This is a genomic window from Streptomyces durbertensis, assembly GCF_014156695.1.
GTDB lineage: Bacteria > Actinomycetota > Actinomycetes > Streptomycetales > Streptomycetaceae > Streptomyces > Streptomyces durbertensis.
In genome coordinates, this window is sequence record NZ_WMLF01000172.1 from 1 (window position 1) to 10,649 (window position 10,649).

Here is a 10,649-nt window from a genome sequence, read left to right on the forward strand (position 1 = left end):
TACGTGGACCTCAGCCGCGCCGAGTGGAGCGCGCTGCGGGAGCGCACGCCGCTGCCGCTGACGGCCGAGGAGGTCGAGCGGCTGCGCGGCCTGGGCGACGTCATCGACCTGGACGAGGTGCGGGAGGTCTACCTGCCGCTGTCCCGGCTGCTGAACCTGTACGTCGGCGCCACGCACGGGCTGCGCGGCGCGCTGAACACGTTCCTCGGCGACGGCGCGCAGCCCGGCACGCCGTTTGTGATCGGCGTGGCCGGGAGCGTCGCGGTCGGCAAGTCGACGGTGGCGCGGCTGCTGCGGGAGCTGCTGGCCCGCTGGCCGGAGCACCCGCGCGTCGAGCTGGTCACCACGGACGGCTTCCTGCTGCCGAACGCGGAGCTGCACCGGCGCGGGCTGATGTCCCGCAAGGGGTTCCCGGAGTCCTACGACCGCCGGGCGCTGACCCGGTTCGTCGCGGAGGTCAAGGCCGGCAAGCCGGAGGTGAGCGCCCCGGTCTACTCGCACCTGATCTACGACATCGTGCCCGGCGAGCGCCTGGTGGTGCGCCGGCCGGACATCCTGATCGTGGAGGGGCTGAACGTGCTCCAGCCGGCGCTGCCCGGCCGGGACGGGCGCACCCGGGTGGCGGTCGCCGACTTCTTCGACTTCTCCGTGTACGTCGACGCCCGCATCGAGGACATCGAGCGCTGGTACCTGGACCGGTTCCGCAAGCTGCGGCAGACCGCGTTCCAGAACCCGTTCTCCTACTTCCGCAAGTACACTCAGGTCAGCGAGGAGGAGGCGCTGGACTACGCCCGCAACACGTGGCGGACGATCAACCGGCCCAACCTGCGGGAGAACATCGCGCCCACCCGGGGCCGGGCGAACCTGGTGCTGCGCAAGGGCCCCGACCACAAGGTGCAGCGGCTGTCCCTGCGCAAGCTGTGATCCCTGCGCAAGCTGTGACGCGCAACGGCCGGGACCCGCGTCGCGGGTCCCGGCCGGGCAGCGCCTGGGAACTCAGCCCAGCTCGGCCTTGACGACGTCCGCGAGGCGTTCGGCGACGGACCGCGCCTGCTCCTGCTCGGCGGCCTCCACCATCACCCGCACCAGCGGCTCGGTGCCGGAGGGGCGCAGCAGCACCCGGCCGGTCTCGCCCAGCTCCCGCTCGGCGTCCAGGACGGCGTCGGCGATGCGCGCCGAGGTCGCGACGCGGGACCTGTCCACCTCCGGCACGTTGATCAGCACCTGCGGCAGTCGCCGCATCACCCCGGCCAGCTCGGCCAGCGGCTTGCGGGTCGCGGCGACCCGGGAGGCCAGCAGCAGACCGGTCAGCGTGCCGTCGCCGGTCGTGGCGTGGTCCAGCACGATGACGTGCCCGGACTGCTCGCCGCCCAGCGAGTGGCCGCCGCGCTTCAGCTCCTCCAGCACGTACCGGTCGCCGACGGCGGCCTGCAGCAGCCGGATGCCCTCCCGCTCCAGCGCCAGTTTGAAGCCGAGGTTCGACATGACGGTGGCGACGACGGTGTTGTTCCGCAGCGTGCCCTGTTCCTTCATCGCGAGCGCGAGCACGGCGAGGATCTGGTCGCCGTCGATCTCCTCGCCGGCGGCGTCGACGGCCAGGCAGCGGTCGGCGTCGCCGTCGTGCGCGATGCCCAGGTCGGCGCCGTGCTCGACGACCGCCGCGCGCAGCCCGGCGAGGTGCGTGGAGCCGCACTCGTGGTTGATGTTCAGCCCGTCTGGGCGGGCGCCGATGGTGATCACCTCGGCGCCGGCGCGGGCGAACGCCTCGGGCGAGACCCGCGCGGCCGCGCCGTGCGCGCCGTCGATGACCACCTTCAGCCCGTCCAGCCGGTGCGGCAGCACGGCCAGCAGGTGCGCGACGTAGGTGTCGAAGCCCTCGTCGTAGTCCCGGACCCGGCCGACGCCGGCGCCGACCGGCCGGTCCCACGCCCTGCCGTTCGCGTGCTCGCGGTAGACGGCCTCGATGCGGTCCTCCAGCTCGTCGGCGAGCTTGTGGCCGCCCCGGGCGAAGAACTTCACCCCGTTGTCGGGCATCGGGTTGTGGCTCGCGGAGAGCATCACGCCCAGGTCCGCGCCGAGCGAACCCGTCAGGTGCGCGACCGCCGGGGTGGGCAGCACGCCCACCCGCAGCACGTCCACGCCCGCGCTGGCCAGGCCGGCCACCACGGCCGCCTCCAGGAACTCCCCGGACGCCCGGGGGTCGCGGCCCACCACGGCCACCGGGCGGTGCCCCTCGGCACCGCCGGCGTCGGTGAGCACGTGCGCCGCAGCGACGGACAGACCGAGTGCCATCTCGGCCGTCAGATCGGCGTTGGCGACGCCGCGTACCCCGTCCGTACCGAAGAGTCGTCCCACCGTGGTTCCTCCGAGCTGTCGTGCGAGTGGCCGGGCTCGGGCCGTCGCTGCGACGGCCGGCCACGCGGCCTTTTCATATATACGCCAGGGGGTCGCCCGGGCCGTAGCCCCGGGCGTTCGCGGGCGCGGCGGCCCGCCGGACCCGGTGGGGAGCCGCCCGGGGGCGGCAGCGGGCCCGCACTGCATGCGAAGACCTACAAAGGGGAACGCCCCGGCAGCACGGTGTGTGCTGCCGGGGCGTTCCCACCACAGCCAGGTGCTGGGATCAGCGCTTGCTGTACTGCGTACCCTTACGGGCCTTCTTGAGACCGGCCTTCTTCCGCTCGACCGCACGGGCGTCACGGGTCAGGAAGCCGGCCTTCTTCAGCGCGCCGCGGTTGTTGTCCACGTCGGCCTCGTTGAGCGCACGGGCGACACCCAGACGCAGGGCACCGGCCTGGCCGGAGACGCCGCCGCCGGAGATCCGGGCGATGACGTCGTAGCGGCCCTCGAGCTCGAGCACCTTGAAGGGCTCGTTGACTTCCTGCTGGTGCACCTTGTTCGGGAAGTAGCCCTCCAGCGGACGACCGTTGATCTTCCACTGGCCGCTGCCCGGAACGATCCGGACACGGGCGATGGCGTTCTTCCGACGGCCCGTGCCGGCGGCCGGCTGCGGCTCGCCGAAGCCGGCGGGCAGGGACTCGGAGGTGTACTCCTCGACCTCGGGGGTCTCGGTGGTGTACTCCTCGAACTCTTCGACGGGGGTCTCGGCAGTGGTCTCGGCCACGATTCTCCTCAGCTTCTCTTCGTCTCGGGGGTGGCCGGTGTTACTGCGCGACCTGGGTGATCTCGAACGGGACCGGCTGCTGGGCGGCGTGCGGGTGCTCGGGGCCCGCGTACACCTTCAGCTTCGAGAACATCTGGCGGCCCAGGGTGTTCTTCGGGAGCATGCCCTTGACGGCCTTCTCGACGGCCTTCTCCGGGTTCTTCGACAGCAGCTCGTCGTAGCGCACGGAGCGCAGACCACCCGGGTAGCCCGAGTGACGGTAGGCGAGCTTCTGAGTCCGCTTGTTGCCGGACAGGTGCACCTTGTCGGCGTTGATGATGATGACGAAGTCACCGGTGTCAACGTGCGGCGCGTACACCGGCTTGTGCTTACCCCGCAGAAGGGTGGCCGCCTGAGAGGCCAGACGACCCAGGACGACGTCCTGGGCGTCGATGACGTGCCACTGGCGCTGAATGTCGCCGGGCTTGGGGCTGAACGTACGCACGGTCGTAGCCTTCGCTTCTTCAGTGAGTGGGTCCTGACAAGGCCACCTGACGATCACGACAGCCTGGACCCGGTGCGGTGACGCATCCGCACACGGGTCGCTGGTCATCGTCCTGGTGGACCGGCGTAGCGGCCTCTCACGTGAGAACGAGCAAGCCAATACGCATAACAAACCCGCAGACTACCGCCCACGACACGCCGGGGTCAAAACGGGCCCCCGTCCCCCGTCCGGCCGAACCCGCCCGTCAGGATCCGCGCCCCGGCCCCGCCGGGCCGTGCGTGTGCTCAGCGGGCGCGGGCGACGCGGGTCTCGTCCCAGACCGGTTCCGGGGTCTCGCGGACGCGGCCGTCCGCGCCGAAGACCAGGAAGCGGTCGAAGCCGCGGGCGAACCAGCGGTCGTGGGTGACCGCCAGCACCGTGCCCTCGTACGCCTCAAGCCCGGCCTGCAGCGCCTCGGCGCTCTCCAGGTCCAGGTTGTCCGTCGGCTCGTCCAGCAGCAGCGCCGTCGAGCCGCCGAGTTCGAGCAGCAGGATCTGGAAGCGGGCCTGCTGGCCGCCGGAGAGCCGGTCGAAGGGCTGCTCGGCCTGCCGGTCGAGCTCGTAGCGGCGCAGCGCGGGCATGGCCTGGCCGCGGTCCCGGGAGTGCTCGGTCCACAGGATGTCCAGCAGGCTGCGGCCCTCCAGCTCGGGGTGGGCGTGAGTCTGCGCGAAGTGCCCCGGCACCACGCGGGCGCCGAGCTTCCACAGCCCGCTGTGCGCCACCGGTCGCTCCTCGTCGCCGGCGAGCAGCCGCAGGAAGTGCGACTTGCCGGAGCCGTTCGAGCCCAGAACGGCGACCCGCTCGCCGTAGAAGACCTCCAGGTCGAACGGCTTCATCAGCCCGGTCAGCTCAAGCCCCTGGCAGGTGATCGCGCGCAGCCCGGTGCGGCCGCCGCGCAGCCGCATGGTGATGTCCTGCTCGCGCGGCGGCTCCTGCGGCGGGCCGGCCTCCTCGAACTTCCGCAGCCGCGTCCTCGCCGCCTGGTAGCGGCTGGCCAGGCCGTCGTTGAACGCGGCCTTGTTCTTCAGGGTGTTGACGAGCTGCTTGAGCTGGGCGTGCTTCTCGTCCCAGCGGCGGCGCAGCTCCTCGAAGCGGGCGAAGCGTTCGCGCCGCGCCTGGTGGTAGGTGCCGAAGCCGCCACCGTGCACCCAGACGTCGGAGCCGGCCGGCCCCGGCTCCACGCTGATGATCTTCTGCGCGGAGCGGGCCAGCAGCTCCCGGTCGTGGGAGATGAACAGCACGGTCTTCCGGGTCTGCCCCAGCTGCTCCTCCAGCCACTGCTTGCCGGGCACGTCGAGGTAGTTGTCCGGCTCGTCCAGCAGCAGCACCTGGTCCGGGCCGCGCAGCAGCGCCTCCAGCACCAGCCGCTTCTGCTCTCCGCCGGAGAGCGTGCGCACCTGCCGCCACTGCGCCTTCTCGTACGGCACGCCGAGCGCCGCCGTCGTGCAGACGTCCCAGCGGGTCTCCGCCTCGTAGCCCTGCGCCTCGGCCCAGTCGCTGAGCGCCTGGGCGTACTCCAGCTGCGCGGCCTCGTCGTCGCGTTCCATGATGGCCAGCTCGGCGGCGTCCACCGCCCGCGCGGCCTCCCGCACCCGCGGCGGCGCCACCGACACCAGCAGGTCGCGCACGGTGCTCTCGTCCCGCACCGAACCGACGAACTGCGGCATCACACCGAGCCCGCCGCCGACCGTCACCGTGCCGTCGTCGGCGCGCAGATCTCCGGCGATGATCCGCAGCAGCGTCGTCTTCCCCGCGCCGTTGGCACCGACCAGCGCGACGACGGCGCCCTCCCCCACCCGGAAGGAGACGTCGTCGAGCAGCACCCGGCCGTCCGGAAGCACGTATTCCAGGTGCGCGACCTCAACATGACCCATGAGGCCGGATTGTGACCGGCCACCCGGCCGGGCGCCAAACGGATTTCCGTAGGATTCGGCCCATGAGCTTTGGGCAAGGGGGGCCCGCCTGGGGCCCCGGGGGGTCCGGCACCCCGGACTGGGACGCGCTCGCCGCGAACGCCGCCGCCGACCGCGCACGCCGCCGGCGCTGGCTGATGATCGGCGGCGGGGCGCTCGCCACCGCCGCCGTCGCGGCGGTCGTGGCGGTCGCGGTGGTGGCCGAGAGCGGAGGCCGCGGCGACGACTCGCCCAGCGCCCTGCCGAGCCCGGCGACGATACCGCCGAGCCCCGACCAGCCCGAGCCCACGTTCAACACCAAGGCGCCGCCGCCCCCGCCGAACCCCTACGAGTTCATCTCCGACCCGAAGAAGGACACCGCGCCGCTGACGGTGAAGTCCCTCTTCCCGGACAAGAAGATCGAACCGGGCGGGCGCGAGTACACCCGCCGGGCCACCGACTCCACGAAGAACTGCGACGCGGCGGCCGTCGGCGACCTCAGCGCCTTCCTCACCGCCAACAAGTGCCGTGAGGTGCACCGCGCCACCTACACCGGCGACGGCATGCTGATCACCCTCGGCGTCGCGGTCTTCGACTCCGTCGAGGTCGCGAAGAAGGTCGGCGACGAGGCGCCGACCAGCATCGCCCCACTGCCCGGCGAGGGCGTGCCCGTCTTCTGCCGCTCGTTCGCCTGCCGGGCCGGCAGCAACTCGCACGGCCGGTACGCCTACTTCACCATCGCCGGCTACCTCAACGGCAAGGACACCACCGCCGAGGACACCCGGACCCGCGCCGCCGTGCAGGACATCGGCGGCTACGCCTACCAGCGCATCGAGCAGCGCGGCAAGGACCAGGCCCTGGCCGCCGCGACGGCGCCGCCGGAGTAGCGGCCGCGCCCGACCTCCGAGCCGAAGCACTCACCCGAAAGCGGTACCGTCCGGCGCCACTTCGCCGGTCGGTACCGCTGCCACGCCCGCCATGGCCGCACCGACCGACCATTCACACCAACGGGGGAACCATGACCGCCTTCGGTCCACCGCCCACACCCGACGAGACCGGCCCGACGCCGGGCTCCGAGCCCGCCGCGTCCTCCGACCCTGCGCCCGGCCCCGGCGCACCGACCGGCCCGGCGACGCCGCCCGGCTCCGACCCTGCGCCCGGCCCCGGCGCACCGACCACCTCCGGCCAGCCGCCCGGCCCCGGCGCGGAGCTTCTCGGCGGCTATCCGCCGGCCGGCGGGTGGTACTACGCACCCCCGCCCCCGCCGAAGCCGGGTGTCGTCCCGCTCCGCCCGCTGGGCTTCGGCGACGTGCTCACCGGGTCCTTCGACACCGTGAAGCGCTACCGGACCGTCCTCTCCGGCTACCTGCTGCGGATCGTCGGCCTCGGCGTCCTCACCCTCGCGCTGCTCACGGCCATCGGCACGGTGATGGCCCGACGCGGCGCCTTCGACGGGTTCGCGCTGGGCTTCTGGTTCTCCGCCGCGGTCGACGGAGGGGCCTTCCGGGCGACGACCACCACAGGCCCCAGCTTCGCCGCGTCGTTCCTCGCGCTGGCCGCGCTGGTGCTGCCCGCCGCCCTCGTCATGCTCCTGCTCGCCACCGCGCTCCAGGCGGCGGCGATCGTGGTCACCAGCTACGCCGTCCTCGGCCTCCCGCTCACCGTCGAGGAGCTGCGCGGACGCGTCCGCGACCGCTTCGGCCCCCTGTTCCTCACCCGGCTGCTGACCGCCCTGCTGGTCGGCGGCGCCACGGCCGTCTGCTGGCTGCTGCTCGCCCTCCTGGGCTTCGGCCTGTTCGGCGCGGGCGCCCCGCGATCCCTGTTCGTCGTCGCCCCGCCGCTCTCGCTGCTCGCCGTCGTCGCGGTCGGCTGCTACCTGGTCATACGGTGGGGCTTCGGGCCCGCGGCGTGTGTCCTGGAGGGGAAGCCGCCGGTCGCCGCCCTCCGCCGCTCCGGCGAGCTGGTGCGCGGCTCGTGGTGGCGCGCGTTCGGCTACTCGGCCCTGGTCAGCATCATCCTGAGCACCCTCGACCAGATGATCCAGATGGTGCTCGTCATCCCAGCGCTGGTGGTGGCGTTCGCGATCCTGTCCGACGGCGACCCGTCGGCGACACGCGTGTTCCTCGCCGTCACGGTCGTCGGCGCAGCCATGCTGCTGCCGCCCGTCGCCACCCTGCCGATCAGCCACATGTCCACCACGCTGCTCTACACCGACCACCGCTTCCGCAGCGAGGGCCTGCACGAGCAGCTCGCCGCCGACGCCCGCGCCTGACCCGGCGCGGGCCGGCCGCCCTCAGCCGCAGGGCGTGAGGCAGCCGCCGCCGGCGCCCGGCAGGGTGCGGCGGTTGCGGGCCTCCAGGTTGCGGGCGGCGAGCGCGTCGTCGGCCGGGTAGCCGACCTCCTCCAGCGTCAGCCCGTGCGGCCGTACGACGTGCACGGCGCTGTCCCGCTCGCCGGCGGCCAGCACCCGGCCCGGCCAGGACGGCGGCCGGTGCCCGTCGCCGACAAAAAGCATCGCGCCGACCAGCGAGCGCACCATGTTGTGGCAGAACGCGTCCGCCTTGACCGTCGCCTCCAGCACGCCGTCGGGCAGGCGCTCCCAGCGCAGCTCCTGAAGGGTGCGGATCGTCGTGGCGCCGTCGCGCTTCTTGCAGTACGCGGCGAAGTCGTGCTCGCCGAGCAGGGCGGCGGCGGCCTCGTTCATGGCGTCCACGTCCAGCGGCCAGTTGTGCCAGAGCACGTGGCCGCGTCGCAGCGGGTCGACGCCGCCGGGGTGGTCGGAGACGCGGTAGGCGTAGCGGCGCCAGATCGCCGAGAAGCGCGCGTTGAAGTGCGGCGGGGCCACCTCCACCCGCCACACCCGCACGTCCATCGGGAGCCGCCCGGCGAGGCGGCGCAGCAGCTGCCCGCCGTGCCGCTCCCACAGCTCCTCCGGCAGGTCGAAGTGGGCGACCTGGCCGCGGGCGTGCACGCCGGCGTCGGTGCGCCCCGCGACGGTCAGCTCGACCGGCGGCCCGTCCTCCGGCAGCCGCATCACCACCCGCAGGGCGTCCTGGATCTCGCCCTGCACCGTGCGCCGTCCGCGCTGCACGGCCCAGCCGGAGAAGTCCCTGCCGTCGTACGACACGTCCAGCCGTACCCGGACGAACCCGGGCGCCACCTCGTCACTCACGTGGTCGATCCTCTCAGAGCAGTCCCCGCCACCGGGGTGCGGTGCACGGGCTGCGTGCGGTACGCGGACGGGCCCGCTCCCCCAGGGGAGCGGGCCCGTCGCGAGGAAGGGGTCAGGCGCCTCAGGCGTCCTTCTTCTCCTCGGCGGCCTCGGCGGCGTCGCCCTCGGCCTCGGCGGCCGGAGCCTCGTCCTTCTTGAGGTCCTGCAGGGCCTCGTCGCCGGCGGCGTCCTTGGCGGAGCGCTTCGTGGCGGCCTCGGCCTCACCGACAGCCTGCTGCTGCACGGTCAGGGCCTCCACCAGCTCGATGACGGCCATGGGCGCGTTGTCGCCACGGCGGTTACCGATCTTGGTGATGCGGGTGTAGCCACCCGGGCGGTTCTCGTAACGCGGGCCGATCTCGGTGAAGAGCGTGTGGACGACGCTCTTGTCCAGGATCGTGCGCATGACCTGGCGGCGGTTGTGAAGGTCGCCCTTCTTCGCCTTGGTGATCAGACGCTCCGCGACCGGGCGCAGGCGGCGGGCCTTGGCCTCGGTCGTGGTGATGCGGCCGTGCTCGAAGAGGGCCGTGGCGAGGTTCCCCAGCATGGCCTTCTGGTGCGACGCGCTGCCGCCCAGACGGGCGCCCTTGGTGGGCTTCGGCATGTTGCTTCTCCTTGTTGTCTCTGCACCGGCCGTATCAGGTACCGGTGTCAGGCCGACTGGGCGGGCGCCCAGCCGAGTCCCGGGCGTCCCCCCGCCGAGGAGGGACGCCCGAGTGGTTCGGGGTACTGCTCAGTACTGCTGGCTGCTGCCGCTCAGTACTGCTCGGTCTCGACGAAGCCCTGGTCGGAGTCGTCGTCCGCGCCGAAGGCGTCGGCGGCGGCGGTCGGGTCGAATCCGGGCGGGCTGTCCTTGAGGGCCAGGCCCATGCCGGCCAGCTTCGCCTTGACCTCGTCGATCGACTTCGCGCCGAAGTTGCGGATGTCGAGCAGGTCCGCCTCGGAGCGGGCCACCAGCTCGCCCACCGAGTGGATGCCCTCACGCTTGAGGCAGTTGTAGGAGCGGACGGTGAGCTCCAGCTCCTCGATCGGCAGGGCCAGGTCGGCGGCGAGGGCGGCGTCGGTCGGCGACGGGCCCATGTCGATGCCCTCGGCGTCGACGTTCAGCTCACGGGCCAGACCGAACAGCTCGACCAGCGTCTTGCCGGCGGACGCCACGGCGTCACGCGGACGCATGGCCTCCTTGGTCTCGACGTCGACGATCAGCTTGTCGAAGTCGGTGCGCTGCTCGACACGGGTCGCCTCGACCTTGTAGGTGACCTTCAGCACCGGGCTGTAGATGGAGTCGACCGGGATGCGGCCGATCTCCTGGCCCAGCTGCTTGTTCTGCACGGCGGAGACGTAGCCGCGACCGCGCTCGACGGTCAGCTCCATCTCCAGCTTGCCCTTGGCGTTCAGCGTCGCCAGGACCAGGTCGGGGTTGTGCACCTCGACACCGGCCGGCGGCGCGATGTCGGCGGCGGTGACCAGACCCGGGCCCTGCTTGCGCAGGTACATCACGACCGGCTCGTCGTGCTCCGAGGAGACGACCAGCTGCTTGATGTTCAGGATCAGGTCGGTGACGTCGTCCTTCACGCCCGGCACGGTGGTGAACTCGTGCAGGACGCCGTCGATCCGGATGCTGGTGACAGCAGCGCCGGGGATCGAGGACAGGAGGGTACGACGCAGGGAGTTACCGAGGGTGTAGCCGAAGCCGGGCTCCAGCGGCTCGATCACGAACCGGGAGCGGAACTCGTCGACGACCTCTTCGGTCAGGGTGGGACGCTGAGCGATCAGCATGGGAATGTGCCTCCAGTGTTCGGCAACCGCTATTTGATGCCGATGTCCCCGGGCGGCTGCCCGGAGCCGTGACTACAAGAGTACGGGCGGCCCGACGCGTTTGCGCCGCACCGCCCGTACCTT

Annotated in this window: 10 protein-coding genes; 3 read left to right on the forward strand and 7 right to left on the reverse strand. The window is 72.4% G+C overall.

All coding sequences use genetic code 11. The features are described 5' to 3' along the window. The coding region (gene coaA, locus GL263_RS13510; protein WP_182855931.1) for a type I pantothenate kinase at positions 1–924 on the forward strand (924 nt) is incomplete at its 5' end. Positions 925–996: 72 nt separating this feature from the next. On the opposite strand, the gene glmM is transcribed toward coaA, so the two are convergent. The 4 genes from glmM to GL263_RS13530 form a co-directional block, all read right to left on the reverse strand. Beyond that, positions 997–2,355 (reverse strand): phosphoglucosamine mutase, encoded by a 1,359-nt coding sequence (gene glmM / locus GL263_RS13515; RefSeq protein ID WP_182855932.1) that lies wholly within the window; start codon positions 2,353–2,355, stop codon positions 997–999. 265 nt (positions 2,356–2,620) lie between these two features. Beyond that, positions 2,621–3,121, reverse strand: coding sequence for a 30S ribosomal protein S9 (rpsI, locus tag GL263_RS13520; protein ID WP_182855933.1), 501 nt, complete (start codon positions 3,119–3,121; stop codon positions 2,621–2,623). A gap of 40 nt (positions 3,122–3,161) precedes the next feature. Then, entirely contained in the window at positions 3,162–3,605 is a 444-nt protein-coding gene (gene rplM / locus GL263_RS13525) for a 50S ribosomal protein L13 (RefSeq protein ID WP_182855934.1), read from the reverse strand. Positions 3,606–3,889: 284 nt separating this feature from the next. Further along, on the reverse strand, positions 3,890–5,518 hold the full coding sequence (locus tag GL263_RS13530; protein WP_182855935.1) for an ABC-F family ATP-binding cassette domain-containing protein: 1,629 nt from the start codon (positions 5,516–5,518) through the stop codon (positions 3,890–3,892). Between the two features lie 62 nt (positions 5,519–5,580). Here GL263_RS13530 and GL263_RS13535 point away from each other — a divergent pair, with 62 nt between their 5' ends. Together GL263_RS13535 and GL263_RS13540 are read left to right on the forward strand one after the other, a co-directional pair. Beyond that, positions 5,581–6,423: a hypothetical protein gene (locus GL263_RS13535; RefSeq protein WP_182855936.1), complete on the forward strand. Its 843-nt coding sequence runs from the start codon at positions 5,581–5,583 to the stop codon at positions 6,421–6,423. Positions 6,424–6,554: 131 nt separating this feature from the next. Then, on the forward strand, positions 6,555–7,808 hold the full coding sequence (locus GL263_RS13540) for a DUF7847 domain-containing protein (protein ID WP_182855937.1): 1,254 nt from the start codon (positions 6,555–6,557) through the stop codon (positions 7,806–7,808). Between the two features lie 21 nt (positions 7,809–7,829). Here the strand turns inward: GL263_RS13540 and truA are convergent, their stop codons facing one another. From truA to GL263_RS13555, 3 genes are all read right to left on the reverse strand, one after another. Continuing rightward, positions 7,830–8,708: a tRNA pseudouridine(38-40) synthase TruA gene (gene truA / locus GL263_RS13545; protein ID WP_182855938.1), complete on the reverse strand. Its 879-nt coding sequence runs from the start codon at positions 8,706–8,708 to the stop codon at positions 7,830–7,832. A gap of 121 nt (positions 8,709–8,829) precedes the next feature. Further along, entirely contained in the window at positions 8,830–9,351 is a 522-nt protein-coding gene (rplQ, locus tag GL263_RS13550; RefSeq protein ID WP_182855939.1) for a 50S ribosomal protein L17, read from the reverse strand. 152 nt (positions 9,352–9,503) lie between these two features. Further along, positions 9,504–10,526 carry a DNA-directed RNA polymerase subunit alpha gene (locus tag GL263_RS13555; protein WP_182855940.1) on the reverse strand — a complete coding sequence of 341 codons (1,023 nt, stop codon included), beginning with the start codon at positions 10,524–10,526 and terminating at the stop codon, positions 9,504–9,506. Positions 10,527–10,649: the final 123 nt, after the last annotated feature.